The sequence below is a fragment of the Streptomyces sp. 3MP-14 genome (assembly GCF_006334905.2).
Taxonomy (GTDB): domain Bacteria; phylum Actinomycetota; class Actinomycetes; order Streptomycetales; family Streptomycetaceae; genus Streptomyces; species Streptomyces triticirhizae.
The window spans coordinates 387,392-401,919 of record NZ_VDLZ02000006.1; the positions used below are offsets into that span (position 1 = coordinate 387,392).

Annotated in this window: 15 protein-coding genes; 10 read left to right on the forward strand and 5 right to left on the reverse strand. The window is 75.1% G+C overall.

What is annotated here, in order from left to right; translation table 11 throughout:
• Positions 1-30 precede the first annotated feature (30 nt).
• Entirely contained in the window at positions 31-1,494 is a 1,464-nt protein-coding gene (locus FH609_RS12650) for an NAD(P)H-hydrate dehydratase (protein ID WP_139667104.1), read from the reverse strand.
• Positions 1,495-1,660: 166 nt separating this feature from the next.
• Between FH609_RS12650 and alr the strand changes: the two genes are divergently transcribed.
• The 3 genes from alr to tsaE all read left to right on the forward strand — a co-directional run bounded on the left by alr (position 1,661) and on the right by tsaE (position 4,543).
• A complete protein-coding gene (gene alr, locus FH609_RS12655; protein WP_139667103.1) occupies positions 1,661-2,851 on the forward strand; it encodes an alanine racemase in 1,191 nt (396 codons plus the stop codon).
• A gap of 71 nt (positions 2,852-2,922) precedes the next feature.
• Positions 2,923-4,029 carry an alpha/beta fold hydrolase gene (locus FH609_RS12660; RefSeq protein ID WP_139667102.1) on the forward strand — a complete coding sequence of 369 codons (1,107 nt, stop codon included), beginning with the start codon at positions 2,923-2,925 and terminating at the stop codon, positions 4,027-4,029.
• Positions 4,010-4,543, forward strand: a complete 534-nt coding sequence (tsaE, locus tag FH609_RS12665; protein ID WP_226961595.1) for a tRNA (adenosine(37)-N6)-threonylcarbamoyltransferase complex ATPase subunit type 1 TsaE — start codon at positions 4,010-4,012, stop codon at positions 4,541-4,543. Before FH609_RS12660 ends, tsaE begins: the two co-directional genes overlap by 20 nt.
• 48 nt (positions 4,544-4,591) lie before the next feature.
• On the opposite strand, the gene FH609_RS12670 is transcribed toward tsaE, so the two are convergent.
• Positions 4,592-5,197 carry a hypothetical protein gene (locus FH609_RS12670; protein ID WP_139667101.1) on the reverse strand — a complete coding sequence of 202 codons (606 nt, stop codon included), beginning with the start codon at positions 5,195-5,197 and terminating at the stop codon, positions 4,592-4,594.
• 175 nt (positions 5,198-5,372) lie between these two features.
• Between FH609_RS12670 and tsaB the strand changes: the two genes are divergently transcribed.
• Genes tsaB through FH609_RS12690 form a run of 4 tightly spaced genes read left to right on the forward strand, consistent with a single transcriptional unit; the run spans position 5,373 to position 7,979 of the window.
• Positions 5,373-6,062: a tRNA (adenosine(37)-N6)-threonylcarbamoyltransferase complex dimerization subunit type 1 TsaB gene (gene tsaB / locus FH609_RS12675; protein ID WP_139667100.1), complete on the forward strand. Its 690-nt coding sequence runs from the start codon at positions 5,373-5,375 to the stop codon at positions 6,060-6,062.
• A complete protein-coding gene (gene rimI / locus FH609_RS12680) occupies positions 6,059-6,658 on the forward strand; it encodes a ribosomal protein S18-alanine N-acetyltransferase (protein WP_193317862.1) in 600 nt (199 codons plus the stop codon). Before tsaB ends, rimI begins: the two co-directional genes overlap by 4 nt.
• A gap of 14 nt (positions 6,659-6,672) precedes the next feature.
• On the forward strand, positions 6,673-7,728 hold the full coding sequence (tsaD, locus tag FH609_RS12685; RefSeq protein WP_122182047.1) for a tRNA (adenosine(37)-N6)-threonylcarbamoyltransferase complex transferase subunit TsaD: 1,056 nt from the start codon (positions 6,673-6,675) through the stop codon (positions 7,726-7,728).
• Positions 7,728-7,979: a hypothetical protein gene (locus tag FH609_RS12690; RefSeq protein ID WP_139667099.1), complete on the forward strand. Its 252-nt coding sequence runs from the start codon at positions 7,728-7,730 to the stop codon at positions 7,977-7,979. Before tsaD ends, FH609_RS12690 begins: the two co-directional genes overlap by 1 nt.
• 24 nt (positions 7,980-8,003) lie before the next feature.
• Here FH609_RS12690 and FH609_RS12695 read toward each other — a convergent pair whose 3' ends face one another.
• Positions 8,004-9,179 carry a class I SAM-dependent methyltransferase gene (locus FH609_RS12695; protein ID WP_226961615.1) on the reverse strand — a complete coding sequence of 392 codons (1,176 nt, stop codon included), beginning with the start codon at positions 9,177-9,179 and terminating at the stop codon, positions 8,004-8,006.
• A 181-nt stretch (positions 9,180-9,360) separates the two neighbouring features.
• Here FH609_RS12695 and FH609_RS12700 point away from each other — a divergent pair, with 181 nt between their 5' ends.
• The 3 genes from FH609_RS12700 to groL all read left to right on the forward strand — a co-directional run bounded on the left by FH609_RS12700 (position 9,361) and on the right by groL (position 12,799).
• Positions 9,361-10,527 (forward strand): polysaccharide deacetylase family protein, encoded by a 1,167-nt coding sequence (locus tag FH609_RS12700; RefSeq protein WP_139667097.1) that lies wholly within the window; start codon positions 9,361-9,363, stop codon positions 10,525-10,527.
• A 209-nt stretch (positions 10,528-10,736) separates the two neighbouring features.
• Entirely contained in the window at positions 10,737-11,045 is a 309-nt protein-coding gene (gene groES, locus FH609_RS12705; protein ID WP_097230433.1) for a co-chaperone GroES, read from the forward strand.
• A gap of 131 nt (positions 11,046-11,176) precedes the next feature.
• Positions 11,177-12,799, forward strand: coding sequence for a chaperonin GroEL (groL, locus tag FH609_RS12710; RefSeq protein ID WP_139667096.1), 1,623 nt, complete (start codon positions 11,177-11,179; stop codon positions 12,797-12,799).
• 94 nt (positions 12,800-12,893) lie between these two features.
• Here the strand turns inward: groL and FH609_RS12715 are convergent, their stop codons facing one another.
• Both FH609_RS12715 and FH609_RS12720 read right to left on the reverse strand, forming a co-directional pair.
• Positions 12,894-13,589 (reverse strand): ester cyclase, encoded by a 696-nt coding sequence (locus FH609_RS12715; RefSeq protein ID WP_226961596.1) that lies wholly within the window; start codon positions 13,587-13,589, stop codon positions 12,894-12,896.
• A 57-nt stretch (positions 13,590-13,646) separates the two neighbouring features.
• Complete coding sequence (locus FH609_RS12720; RefSeq protein WP_139667095.1) at positions 13,647-14,498, reverse strand: SDR family NAD(P)-dependent oxidoreductase; 852 nt, start codon at positions 14,496-14,498, stop codon at positions 13,647-13,649.
• Between the last annotated feature and the right edge of the window lie 30 nt (positions 14,499-14,528).

Consider the following 14,528-nt stretch of genomic DNA (forward strand, 5'->3'; position numbering starts at 1 on the left):
GGGCGGAGACCCCCGGGAGGGCCTCAGCCGTCACCCCGTCAGCGACTGCCACGCCGTCGGGAGGGCGTCCGTCACGCCGGACGCCGTCGCCGGCATCGGTGCCGCGTGGCCCGCCAGCCCGTGGAGGTGCGCGGCGACCGCGCCCGCGTCCCGGGCCGCGAGGCCGGCGGCCAGCAGTCCGCCCGCCAGCCCGGAGAGCACATCGCCGCTGCCGGCCGTCGCCAGCCACGGCGTGCCGGTCTCGTTGACCAGCACCGGCCCCGCCGGATCGGCGACCAGCGTCGTCGAACCCTTCAACAGCACGGTGGCGCCGAAGCGTTCGGCCAGTTCGCGCACGGAGGTGAGCCGGCTCGACTCCACCCGTTCCCGCGCCACGCCCAGCAGCGCCGCCGCCTCGCCCGCGTGCGGGGTGAGCAGCGTCGGCGCCGAACGGGCGCGGACCCGCGCCGGGTCCAGGCCGCGCAGCGCGTCCGCGTCGAGGAGCAGCGGAACGTCGGCGGCCAGTACCTCGTTCACCACCCGTTCCGCCTCCGGGTGGTCGCCGAGCCCGGGCCCGGCCACCCACGCCTGCACCCGCCCGGCCTCGGCCGGGGTGCCGGGGCTGACCAGGGTCTCCGGGTGACGGGCGATCACCGCGGCGTGGGCCGGACCCGCGTAGCGCACCGCGCCGACCCCGCCGCGCAGCGCCCCGCCGACGGTGAGCACGGCCGCGCCCGGGTAGCGGGCCGAGCCGGCGGCCACGCCCAGCACGCCCCGCCGGTACTTGTCGCTCTCGCCGGTCGGCCGAGGCAGCAGCGCCGCCACCTCGGCCGGGGTGAGCGCCGCGACATCGGGCTCGACGGGCAGCAGCGGGCGCAGCCCGATGTCCACCAGCCGCACGTCGCCGGCGTGTTGCCGCGCCGGGTCGACGAGCAGCCCCGGCTTGAGGGTGCCGAACGTCACGGTGAGCGTGGCCGGCAGCACCGGTCCCCGCACCTCGCCGGTGTCGGCGTCGACGCCGCTGGGCAGGTCGACGGCGATGACGGGGGCGCCGGACGCGGTCACCCGTTCCGCCAACTCGGCGGCCACCGGCCGCAGTCCGCCCCGGCCGCCGATGCCGGTGATCCCGTCCACCACCATCGACGCCCGCCCCAGCAGCGTGGTCAGGGCGCCGGGCGCGATGTCGGCGACCGCGAGACCGCGCCCGCCGGCCGCCCGCAGCGCGGCCAGCCCCGCCGGGTGCGCGCGGTCGGGCGCCAGCAGCAGCGCGTTGACGCCGATGCCGCGCCGCGCCAGCCGGGCGCCGGCGAACAGCGCGTCGCCGCCGTTGTCCCCGCCGCCGACCAGCAGCACCACGCGGGCGACGGTGCGCCGGCCGAGCCCCGGCCGCAGCAACTCGGCGCAGGCGGCGGCCAGTCCGGCGGCGGCCCTGTTCATCAGTGTGCCTTCGGGGAGCCTGGCCATCAGCGCGCTCTCGGCGGCGCGCACGGTCTCCACTCGGTAAGCAGTCCTCATGGGCCCCAGTCTGCCCAGCGCCCGGCCCCGGCGGGAGCGCCCGGCGCGCCAGGACCACCGCGCGCGGCCCTGCGGACCGTTCCGGCGCGCGGCCCTGCGGGCGGATCGGCGCGCGGCCCGGCGGGCGGATCGGCGCCCGGCGGGCTTGCTGCGACACTGGTGGGCGATGAACGACCATGCGACGACAGGGCGACCGGGCGAGGGGCCGCCCCTGCGCGCGGACATCGACCTCGCCGCGCTGCGCGCCAACGTGCGGGCGCTCCGCCGTCGCCTCGTCGGCGGCGCGGCGCTGATGGCGGTGGTCAAGGCCGACGCCTACGGCCACGGGATGCTGCCCTGCGCGCGGGCGGCACGGCAGGCGGGGGCGCGTTGGCTCGGGACCGCGACGCCCGCCGAGGCGTTGGCGCTGCGCGCGGCCGGCGACACCGGCCCGCTGTTGTGCTGGCTGTGGACGCCCGACGGGCCCTGGCGGGCGGCGGTCGAGGCGGACATCGACGTCTCGGTGAGCGGCCGCTGGGCGTTGGACCTCGCGGTGGCCGCCGCGCGGGCGGCCGGCCGCACCGCCCGGGTGCAGCTGAAGGCCGACACGGGTCTTGGCCGCAACGGCGCGCCGCCGGCCGACTGGCCCGAGCTGGTCGCGGCGGCGCGCGCCGCCGAGGAGGCGGGCGCGGTGCGGGTGACGGGCGTCTGGTCGCACCTGGCGTGCGCCGACGAGCCGGGGCACCCGTCGATCCCGCCCCAACTGGCCGCGTTCGCCGAGGCGTTGACCGTCGCCGAACGGGCCGGCCTGCGGCCCGAGGTCCGCCATCTGGCCAACTCGCCCGGCACGTTGACCCTGCCGGAGGCGCACTACGACCTGGTGCGCACCGGCGTCTCCGTCTACGGCCTGTCGCCGTCGGCCGAGGTGGGCACGCCCGAGGACTTCGGGCTGCGCCCGGTGATGACGCTGAGCGCGCGCCTCGCGCAGGTGAAGCGGGTGCCCGGCGGCCACGGCGTCTCCTACGGCCACCACTACACGACGCCGGGACCGACCACGCTGGCGCTGGTGCCGGCCGGCTACGCGGACGGCGTTCCCCGGCACGCCTCGGGCTGCGGCCCGGTGCTGGTCGCCGGGAAGTGGCGCACGGTCGCGGGGCGGGTGGCGATGGACCAGTTCGTGGTGGACCTCGGCGGGGACAGTGCCGAGGTCGGCGACGAGGCGGTGCTGTTCGGCCCGGGCGACCGGGGCGAGCCGACGGCCGAGGACTGGGCGCGCGCGGTGGGCACCATCGGCTACGAGATCGTCACCCGGATCGGCCCCAGGGTGCCCAGGATCTATCACGGCGCCGAGCCGGGCCCCGGCGAACCGAAGGACTGACCGATGAGACGGACCCCATGAGCCCGATGAGACGGACCCCATGAGACGGACCCGATGAGCGGACGGACGCGATGAACTGGGCGGCGAGGGCGGGCATAGCCGGGCTCGCGCTGGGGGCGGTGGCCACCACGGTGGCGGTGGAACGGCTGACGGTGAGCCGTTCGGTGCGCCGGCAGGCCAGGGAGGCGCTGGACGCGGCCGGGCCGTTCGGCACCCTGCGGGGCGTGCCCGGCACGGCGGTCGCCGACGACGGGACCGAACTCCACTACGAGGTCGAGGAGTTGGAGCGGGACCCGGGCGGAGGGACGGCGGGCACCGTGGTGTTCTGCCACGGCTACTGCCTCAACCAGGACGTCTGGCACTTCCAGCGCGCCGCGCTGCGCGGCCGGGTGCGCGCCGTCTACTGGGACCAGCGCGGGCACGGACGGTCTGCGCCGGGGCGCGCGCAACGGGAGCGCGGGGAACCGTTGCACATCAAGCAGTTGGGGCGCGACCTGCGGGCGGTGCTGGACGCCGCCGCGCCCACCGGGCCCGTGGTGCTGGTCGGGCACTCGATGGGCGGCATGACGGTGATGTCGCTGGTCGAGCAGCACGCCGACTATGTGGCCCGCCGGGTCGCCGGCGCCGCGCTGCTGTCCACCTCGGCGGGCGACCTGACCCAGGTGACCTACGGCTTCCCGCCGCTGGCGGTGCGCGCCGCCCGCCGCGCCGCCCCCGGCGTGCTGCGGCTGCTGGGCTCCCAGGCCGAACTGGTGGAACGCGGTCGGCGCGCGGTCGGCGACCTCTACGCCGGGCTGATCCGCCGCTACTCCTTCGGCGAGCCGGACGCGGTCGACCCGGCCGTCGCCAGGTTCGCCGAGCGGCTGATCGAGTCGGTGCCGATCGACGTGGTCGCGGAGTTCTACCCGGCGTTCGCCGAGCACGCCACCTGGGAGGCGCTCACCACGCTGCACACGCTCTCCGAGGACCTGCCCGCGCTGGTGCTGGTCGGCGACCGGGACGAGATCACCCCGCCCGAGCACAGCCGGCGCATCGCGTCGGCGCTGCCGGCGGCCGAGTTCACGACCCTGCCGGGCGCCGGCCACCTGGTGACGCTGGAACGCCCCGACGAGGTGACCGGGCACCTGGTGGAACTGCTCAGCCGTAGCATCGGGTGCCATGGGCCAACAGCTGACTGAACCGCGCCTCACCCGCACGGTGGGGACGCCCGAGGGGATGACGGAGCTGGGGCGGCGCCTCGCCGGGCTGCTGAGGGCCGGCGATCTGGTGCTGCTCAGCGGGGAGTTGGGCGCCGGCAAGACGACGCTCGCGCGCGGCCTGGGCGCCGGGCTCGGCGTGCGCGGCGCGGTCACCTCGCCGACGTTCGTGATCGCCCGGGTCCACCCCTCGCTGGGCGCGGGGCCGCCGCTGGTGCACGTGGACGCGTACCGCCTGGGCGGCGGCCTTGAGGAGATGGAGGACCTGGACCTCGACGTGGCGCTGCCGGAGTCGGTGGTGGTCGTCGAGTGGGGCGAGGACCGGGTCGAGGAACTGGCCGACGACCGGTTCCACGTGGTGATCCACCGGACGTTGACGGACTCCGTGCACGAGGGCGACGGGGCCGGCGGGGGAACGGACGCCCGCGAGGTGACCCTGCGGGGCGTCGGCGCGCGCTGGCGCGGGATCGACCTCGGGGCGGTGCTGGGCGACTAGCGGCTCCCTCGCCCACCCACCTGCCGTGAGCGGCCGCGCCGCGCCCCGTCAGGGGACGACGACCACCAGCACGCCGTCGCGGGCGAAGTCCCACATCGCCGCGCCGTCCTCGCGGGACTGGCGGATGCCGCCCGTGCCCTGCGTCGCCCCCGGGTTGGGCGTGGAGCCGTCCAGCGCGGCGGAGAAGCCGAACACCGTTCCGTCGGGCGCGACATGGAAGACCACCGCGTGCTCCATCGGCACCCCGTCCGAGCCGGTGCCGCGCTCGGAGCGCGAGCTGACCGCGTAGGTGCCGGGCTCGGGGCTGAGCGCGCTGGGGAAGACCTCGTAGGTGGACAGCAGCGTCTCGCCGCCGTCCGCCTCGACGTCCACCAGCCACACCCGCCGCTGCTCCAGCGCGTAGACCACCCGGCGGCCCTCGCCCGACTCGGCGGGCACCGCCGGCTGCTCGGCGGCCTCGCCCTCGGCCCCGCCGTCGCCGTCCCCGTTGGCGCCCTCGCTCTCCTCGGGCGTGGGGGTGGCGCGGGAGGGCGGCGGGGGCCAGTTGTCGGCCGCCGAAGCCTGGTAGGCGAAGAACCCGACGACGGCGAGGGCGAGCGTGGTCAACGCGGCGACGAAGACGCCGGAACCGGAACCTGAGCTGTGGCGCGCCACGGTGTCGTTGCCGCCTTTCGGGACGAGAGCCGCGTTGGTTCGCCGACGAGAGCCGCGTTCCCGACGTGCTCTGCCTGGGACCTGTCAAGATTTCGGACGCGGAGGCCCGGGCGGGCTCCGCCCATCGAAGCTACCAGGCGTCGGGGGGACTTCGGCGGCGCCGTACGCTTGCTGCGTGCTGCTGCTCGCCCTGGACACCGCGACCCCCGCCGTCACCGTTGCCCTCTTCGACGCGGAGGCGGGCCGGGTGCTCGCCGCGCGGGAGCGGGTGGACGCCCGCCGGCACGGGGAGTTGCTGATGCCGTCCGTGGACGCGGTGCTGACCGAGGCGGGGCGCCGGATCGCCGACGTCGGCGCGCTGGTCGCCGGCACCGGGCCCGGGCCGTACACCGGGCTGCGCGTCGGGCTGGTGACGGCGGCCGCGCTGGGCGCCGCCCGGGGCGTTCCGGTGTACGGGGTCCCCACCCTCGACGGCATCGCGCACGCCAGCGGGCTGCGCGAGCCGTTCGTGGTGGCGACGGACGCCCGCCGCAAGGAGGTCTACTGGGCCGAGTACGCCGACGCCGACACCCGCGTCGGCGGCCCGGCCGTGGACCGCCCGGGCGAGATCGCCGAACGGGTCGCCGACCGGCCGGCGGTGGGCGCCGGCACGGCGCTCTACCCGGAGGCGTTCCCCGGCGCGCGCGCCGATCTGCCGGCGCACGCCTCCGCCGGCGCGCTGGCGGCGATCGCCGCGCAACGGCTGGCGGCGGGCACGCCGTTGGACGCGCCCCGGCCGCTCTACCTGCGCCGCCCGGACGCGCGCGAGCCGGCGGGCTACAAGGCGGTCACGCCCCCGCCGGCGGAGGCGAGCGCCCGGCGATGAGCCAGCGGGAGACGAGCCCGAGGGAACGGACCAGCGGGACGAACGGCGGGAACGCGACGGCCGGCGGGGTGACGTTGCGCCCCATGCGCTGGTGGGACATCGAGCCGGTGCTGGCCCTGGAGGCCGAGCTGTTCGCGCAGGACGCCTGGTCGGCCGGGATGCTCTGGTCCGAACTGGCCGGCGCCGGCGGGCCCGAGCCGACCCGCGACTACGTGGTGGCCGAGGCCCCCGGCGAGGTCGGCCTTGCCGGCTACGCCGGGCTCGGCGTGGCCGGCGACGTCGCCGAGGTGATGACCATCGGCGTCACCGGCGCCCACCAGGGCACCGGGCTCGGCGGCCGGCTGCTGACCCGGATGCTGGCGGGCGCGGCGGCGTTCGGCCGCACGGCGGTCATGCTGGAGGTCCGGGTGGACAACGAGCCGGCCAAGCGGCTCTACCGCCGCTTCGGCTTCGAGCCGGTCGGCATCCGGCGCGGCTACTACCAGCCGGGGAACCGCGACGCGCTGGTGATGCGCAGGGAACTGGCCGCCGGCGGGCCGGACCCGGGCGGGCCCGAAGCGCCCGACGCGTTCGACATGGAAGACAGCGAATCCTGAGGAGTCCAGGGGACATGGCCGACGAACCGCTGGTGCTGGGCATCGAGACCTCCTGCGACGAGACGGGCGTGGGCGTGGTGCGCGGCACCACGCTGCTCGCCGACGCGGTCGCCTCCAGCGTCGACGACCACGCCCGCTACGGCGGCGTCGTCCCGGAAATCGCCAGCCGCGCGCACCTGGAGGCGATGGTCCCCACCATCGAACGGGCCCTGGCCCAGGCGGGCGTGGCGGCCGGCGACCTGGACGGCATCGCCGTCACGGCCGGCCCGGGCCTGGCCGGCGCGCTGCTGGTCGGGGTCTCGGCGGCCAAGGCGTACGCCTACGCGCTGGACAAGCCGCTCTACGGGGTGAACCACCTCGCCTCGCACATCTGCGTCGACCAGCTGGAGCACGGGCGGCTGCCCGAGCCGACCATGGCGCTGCTGGTCTCCGGCGGCCACTCCTCGCTGCTGCTGGCGCCCGACATCACCACGGACGTCCGCCCGTTGGGCGCCACCATCGACGACGCGGCGGGCGAGGCGTTCGACAAGGTCGCGCGGGTGCTGGGGCTCGGCTTCCCCGGCGGGCCAGCGATCGACCGGGAGGCGCGGGCCGGCGACCCGAACGCGATCGCCTTCCCGCGCGGGCTGACCGGGCCCAGGGACGCACCGTTCGACTTCTCGTTCTCCGGGCTGAAGACGGCGGTGGCGCGCTGGGTGGAGACCCAGCGGCGGGCCGGCCTGGACGTGCCGGTGGCGGACGTGGCGGCCTCGTTCCAGGAGGCGGTCACCGACGTGCTCACCCGGAAGGCCGTCCGCGCCTGCCGCGAGCAGGGCGTGGACCACCTGATGATCGGCGGCGGGGTGGCCGCCAACTCCCGGCTGCGCGCGATGGCCGAGGAGCGCTGCGCGGCCGCCGGCATCACCCTGCGGGTGCCCCGGCCCGGGCTGTGCACGGACAACGGGGCGATGGTGGCGGCGCTGGGCGCCGAGATGGTGGCCAGGAACCGGCCGCCGTCCGCGTGGGACCTGCCGGCCGACTCCTCGCTGCCGGTGACCGAGCCGCTGGTGCCGGCGGGGGAGCCGGGCTGATGGCGCTGGCGCTGATGTGGGAGGCGAAGGCCGCGCCCGGCCGGGGCGACGACCTGCTGGCCTGGGCCCGCGCGCGGCGGCTGGACCCGGCGCCGGAGCGCAGGGAGACGTTCGTCGCGCCCCAGGACCGGGTGCTGGTGATCACCTGGTGGCCGGACGCGGTGGACGTTCCGCCGGAACTCCCGGACCCGCCGGGCGAGTTGCTGGCCCGACCGCCGCACCGCTGGCGCTTCACGCCGGTGGAGTCGTAGCCGACCCCGCTCGCCGGCGCCGGCTCAGGGCGTCGGCCGCAGCGGCCGGCCCAGGATCATGCTGGGCGCCCCGGCGACCCGGGTCAGGAAGACGGTGGCCGCGTTCCGCCCGCTGGGCCTGACCCGGCGCAGCAGCTCCTCGGGCGTGATCGCCGAGCCCCGCTTCTTGACGGTCAACGTGCCGACGTCCCGTTCGCGCAGCAGCGCCCGCAGCCGCTTGAGGTGGAACGGCAGCACGTCGGTGATCTCGTACGCGGTCGCGTAGGGGGTCGGCACGATCGCGTCGGCGGTGAGGTAGGCGATGCTCGGGTCGAGCAGCCGGCCGCCGACCGCCTCGGCCACCGCGCCCACCAGTCCTGCCCTGATCACCGCGCCGTCCGGCTCGTAGAGATAGCGTCCCGGCGCGCCGGCCGGGGCAGGCTCGGGGGCGCCGGCCAACGAGTCGCCGCCCGGCAGCAGCGTGGCCCGGCGCAGCCCGGGTTCGGCGAGGTCGCCGAACCAGAGCACCGCCTCCTTGACCTCGCCCCGGTGCGAGACCCACTCGGCCTCCGCCCAGGGCGGGATCGCCTCGTGGGGCACGCCGGGGGCGATCTTCAGCGCGGCGTTCGGCAGCCGGGCGGCGGTGGCCAACGCCCAGGACAGCGGCGGCGCGTAGGACTCGGGGTCGAAGATCCGGCCCCGGCCGCCGCGCCGCGCCGGGTCCACGAACACGGCGTCGAAGGCGTCGACCCGCCCGTCGAGTTCGGCGTCCACAACGGTCTCGACGGGCGCGTTGCGCACCTCGATCCGGTCGGCCAGGCCCAGCGCCGCCGCGTTGGCCTCGGCGACCGCGCAGGTCAGCGGCGAGCGGTCCACCGCGAGCACGTTCAGCCCCGCGCGGGCGAGCGCGATGGCGTCGCCGCCGATCCCGCAGCACAGGTCCGCGATCCGGCGCACGCCGGCGCGCGCGAGCCGGCCCGCGCGCCAGTCGGCGACGGAGGTCCGGGTGGCCTGTTCCAGCCCTTCGGGGGTGAAGTACATCGCCGCCGCGTCCGCGCCGAACTTGGCCTCGGCCCGCTGCCGCAGCCGGGCCTGGCTCAGCGCGGCGGCGACCAGCGCTGGCGGGTGTTCCCGGCGCAGCCGGGTCGCCACGGCCAACTCCTCGGCCGGCGTGACCTCCCGCACCCGCTCCAGCAGCCGCTGGCCTGGATCGGTGAGCAGGGCGGCGAACGCGGCGGTGGGGTCGGGGGCTTCGGGGTCCGGCGTGCGGGGTCGTTCGGAGGGCTGCTCGGAGGGCTGCTCGGAGGGGTGATCGGGGGGTGGGGCCACCCGAGTCATTCTGCCCGGGCGGCCGGTGGCGGCTGCGGGGGAGTCGCGCTTCCCGGTGGCACCATCCCGAACCATGAAGCTAATCCGACAAGTAGTACAAAACGACTGGAAGGATCGACTCGCGGCGAGGGCGCGCGCACCCCGCCATGCCCGCCCCCGCGCGAGCGCCGCCCTCCTCGCCCGCCTCACCGCCCTGCGCGGCAACGCCCGGACGGGCGGCGGCGGTTCAGGCGGCGGAACGACGGGCGGTGGCGGGTCGGGCCACGGGAGCCGGCCGCTCCGCGCCAGGCTGCGCCGCTACGGCGCGCTCGGCGGCGCCACCGTGCTGGCCGTGGTCTGCTCCGGCGTCGGCATCCCGCCCCCGCTGCGCCCCGACCAGCCGCCGGACGAGCCACGGTGGCGCACCCTCACCGCCGAGATCGCGGCGCCCACCGCCCGGGGCGCCCCGTTCCTCGGCGTGCCGCAGCGCGTGCAGGCGCCCGACATCGCGCACTCGCTCCAGGCGTACGCCGACCGGCTGCAACGCGCCGAAGTGCGCCGGGGCGCGGCCGTCAAGCAGTGGAAACTGCGCAAGGCGCCGCTGCGCGCGCCAACGCCCCCCGAGAAGAAGCCCGAGCTGACCACCGAGCCGGGACACCTGAAGGGCGAGGGGCTGCCGCCGGTGATCGTCCAGGTGCCGACGGACCAGAAGGTCATCTTCCTGACCGTGGACGACGGCGCCGACAAGGACCCCGCGCTGCTGGAGATGCTGCGCGGCCTGGACGTCCCGATGAGCGGCTTCCTCTCCGACGAGGTCGCGCGCGAGGACTACGGCTACTTCCGCGAGGCCCAGCGCGCCGGCTACGGGATGCACAACCACTCGATCACCCACCGCCAGATGGACCGGCTCAGCGAGGCCGAGCAGCGCGCCGAGATCTGCGGCCAACAGGACATCCTGGAGAAGGAGTTGGGGCACCGCCCGGTGCTCTTCCGGCCGCCCTACGGGGCCTATGACGAGGCCACCCTGCGGGCCGCCGCCGCGTGCGGGATCGAGGTGGTGCCGCTGTGGGCCGCCGAGGCGTTCCCCGACCGAATCGAGTACGGGCGGGCCGACCGGAAGTTCCACCCGGGGGACATCGTGCTCACCCACTTCCGGGGCGAGGCCGAGTGGGACGCGGCGATGACGGACATGGTCCGCCGGCTGCTGGACGCCGCGACCGAGCAGGGCTTCGCCGTCGCGCGGTTGGAGGACTACCTGTGAGAACGCCGGTGAGAACACCCGCCGGAACCGGCGCGTTGGCACTCTAGTTGACTGAGTGCTAACGGCGGCCTAGTCTCGTGGCTGGCACTCTCACTCAAAGAGTGCCAGATCGTGCGACAGGCGGACTCGGCACCCGCGACGACGGGTCCACCAGGTCGCCATCCAGCCATAGATAACCCCGTGAGATCTCCGAAGGGGGAGGTCGGATCGTGACGACCGCCAGCTCCAAGGTTGCCATCAAGCCGCTTGAGGACCGCATCGTGGTCCAGCCGCTCGACGCCGAGCAGACCACGGCCTCGGGCCTGGTCATTCCGGACACCGCCAAGGAGAAGCCCCAGGAGGGCACCGTCCTGGCCGTGGGCCCGGGCCGCTTCGAGGACGGCAACCGTCTGCCGCTCGACGTCAAGGTCGGCGACATCGTGCTGTACAGCAAGTACGGCGGCACCGAGGTCAAGTACAACAACGAGGAGTACCTCGTCCTCTCGGCCCGCGACGTTCTCGCGATCGTCGAGAAGTAACGCACCGACGCTTGTCGCGCCGCGCCTCGGAACCCGCGCTGTAGCCAGTTGCCGGGGCCGGGGCGCGGTCTGATTCCAGCGGCCTGATTGCGGCCTGACTCCAAGAGGAAACTAAGGGACACCCAAGACCCATGGCGAAGATCCTGAAATTCGACGAGGACGCCCGTCGGGCCCTTGAGCGCGGCGTCAACCAGCTGGCGGACGCGGTCAAGGTGACCATCGGCCCCAAGGGCCGCAACGTCGTGATCGACAAGAAGTTCGGCGCCCCCACCATCACCAACGACGGCGTCACCATCGCCCGCGAGGTCGAGACCGAGGACCCCTACGAGAACCTCGGCGCCCAGCTGGTGAAGGAGGTGGCGACCAAGACCAACGACATCGCTGGTGACGGCACCACCACCGCGACCGTGCTCGCCCAGGCGCTGGTGCGCGAGGGCCTGCGGAACGTGGCCGCCGGCGCCTCCCCGTCCGGGCTGAAGCGCGGCATCGACGCGGCCGTCGCCGCCGTCGCCGACGACCTGCGCGCCAGCGCCCGGCCGATCGACTCCAAGGAGGACATCGCCGCCGTGGCCGCGCTGTCCGCCCAGGACAAGCGGGTCGGCGAGCTGATCGCCGAGGCCATGGACAAGGTCGGCAAGGACGGTGTGATCACCGTCGAGGAGTCGCAGACCTTCGGCCTGGACCTGGACTTCACCGAGGGCATGGCCTTCGACAAGGGCTACCTCTCGCACTACATGGTCACCGACCAGGAGCGCATGGAGGCCGTCCTCGACGACCCCTACATCCTGATCCACCAGGGCAAGATCAGCTCCATCCAGGACCTGCTGCCGCTGCTGGAGAAGATCATGCAGTCCGGCGGCTCCCGCCCGCTGCTGATCATCGCCGAGGACGTCGAGGGCGAGGCCCTGTCCACGCTGGTGGTCAACAAGATCCGCGGCACCTTCAACTCGGTCGCGGTCAAGGCCCCCGGCTTCGGCGACCGCCGCAAGGCGATGCTCGGCGACATGGCCACTCTCACCGGCGGCACCGTGATCTCCGAGGAGGTCGGCCTCAAGCTCGACCAGGTCGGCCTGGAGGTGCTGGGCACCGCCCGCCGGGTCACGGTCACCAAGGACGACACCACCATCGTGGACGGCGCCGGTGACTCCGCCGCGATCCAGGACCGGGTCGCCCAGATCAAGGCCGAGATCGAGGCCACCGACTCCGACTGGGACCGCGAGAAGCTCCAGGAGCGCCTCGCCAAGCTCGCCGGCGGCGTCTGCGTGATCCGCGTCGGCGCGGCCACCGAGGTGGAGCTGAAGGAGAAGAAGCACCGCCTGGAGGACGCCATCTCCGCGACCCGCGCCGCGGTCGAGGAGGGCATCGTCCCCGGCGGCGGCGCCTCCCTGGTGCACTCCGCCAAGGTCCTGGAGAACGACCTGGACAAGACCGGCGACGAGGCCACCGGCGTGGCGATCGTCCGCCGCGCCGCCGTCGAGCCGCTGCGCTGGATCGCCGAGAACGCCGGCCTGGAGGGCTATGTCATCACCTCCAAGGTCGCCGACCTCGACAAGGGCCAGGGCTACAACGCGGCCACCGGCACCTATGGCGACCTGGTCAAGGACGGCGTCATCGACCCGGTGAAGGTCACCCGCTCCGCCCTCCAGAACGCGGCCTCCATCGCCGCGCTGCTGCTCACCACCGAGACCCTGGTGGTGGAGAAGAAGGAGGAGGAGCCGGAGGCCGGCGGCCACGGCCACGGCCACGCGCACTGAGCGCACGGACCTCCCGCACGACGGCCGGGCCCCGGCACCCGATCTCTCGGGTGCCGGGGCCCGGCCGTTCGCGCGCTCCGGGCGCCCACGCGTGCTACAGCGCCACCAGGCCGAGTTGGGAGAGCAGGCCCAGCTGGTCCCAGTTCCACCAGGACTCGGCGAGCAGGCCGTGCTCGAAGCGGTGGGTGACCTGCCCGGTCACCCGCACCGGCCGGCCGGTGGCCCCCAGGCCCATGAAGTCGCCGCTGTGGGTGCCGGTCACGGTGAACCGGGTGGAGACCAGGTTCCCCTCGGCCAGCTGGTCTTCGATCACGAACGTCGGCCGCAGCGTGCCCAGCCAGCGGGCCACGGAGGTCTTGGCGTCGGCCAGGTCGAGCGGCTCGTTGGGGCTGGCCGGGTCGTGCTCGCGGAAGTGCGGCACGCACAGCTCGTCGGCCACGCCCAGGGCGCCCTCGTTGACCACCTCGGTCAGATAGCGCCGCACCACCCGCTTGTTGAGTTCCTCGTCCCGCAGGACCTCCAGGTCGGTGAACCGGGGCACGTCGTCGCAGAGCGCCACCAGCCGCCGGAAGATCCGTTCGGTCTCGGGGAGTTGGGAGTTCTCCCTGGCCGCCTCGCGGGACGGGAACGTCGCGAGCATCATCAGGTGGGAGACGTCGCCCTCGTCCCTGGCGAGCACCACGCGGGTCAACGTCCGCTTCCCCCGGGTCGCCTCGATCCAGGAGTCCAGCAGCTCGTTGACCTCGTTGACACGGTGGGTGGTGAGTTCGACTACCTGTACGAAAATCATGGCCCGTCCATGGCTCGCCCGACTGATCCCCTGGCGCTCCACTCTAGGCGAGTTATGTTATTTGCCCGATTTTTCGGGATCGCCGGTCGGTCGTGCCGCCTCCCGCCGGGCGATCCGGCCCGGCCGCTCGCCCCGCCGGCGGGGCCCGAACTCCCGCCCCGCGCGCGCCGACACCCGGCCCAGCGCCCCCACCGGCAGCAGCCGGGCCGCGCCCAGCAGCGCCTTGTACCGGAAGCCGGGAACGCTCACCACCCGCCGCCGCGCCAGGTCCCGCAGCGCCGTGGCCACCACCCGGTCCGCGTCCAGCCACATCCAGCCGGGCAGCGACGTCATGTCCATCTCGGCCCGCTGGTGGAACTCCGTGCGCACGAAGCCCGGGCACAGCGCCATCAGCCGCACCCCGCTGCCCGCCAGCTCCAGCGCCGCGCCCTCGGTGAACCGCACCACCCACGCCTTCGACGCGCCATAGGTGCCGCGCGGGACGAACGCCGCCACCGAGGCCACGTTCACCACCCCGCCGCGCCCGCGCTCCCGCATCCCCGGCACCGCCGCCGAGGTCAGCCGCAGCACCGCCTCGCAGTGCACCCGCAGCATCCGCAGCTCGTCGGCGAGCGGCGCGCGGGTGAAGCCGCCGCTCAGGCCGAAGCCGGCGTTGTTGACCAGCAGGTCGACCGGGCGCTCGGCGTCGGCCAGCCGCTCGGCCACCGCCGTCAGGCCCTCGTCGGTCGCCAGGTCGGCGGGCAGCGCGGTCGCCGCGACGCCGTGTCGTTCGGTCAACTCGGCCGCCAGGGCGGCCAGTCGCTCGCCGTTCCTGGCCACCAGCACCAGGTCGAGGCCGTCGCCGGCCAGTCTCCGGGCGAAGGCCGCACCGATCCCGGCGGTCGCCCCGGTCACCAACGCTGTCGTCATGGGGCGACCGTAGTCGCTCGGGGGAGCGCG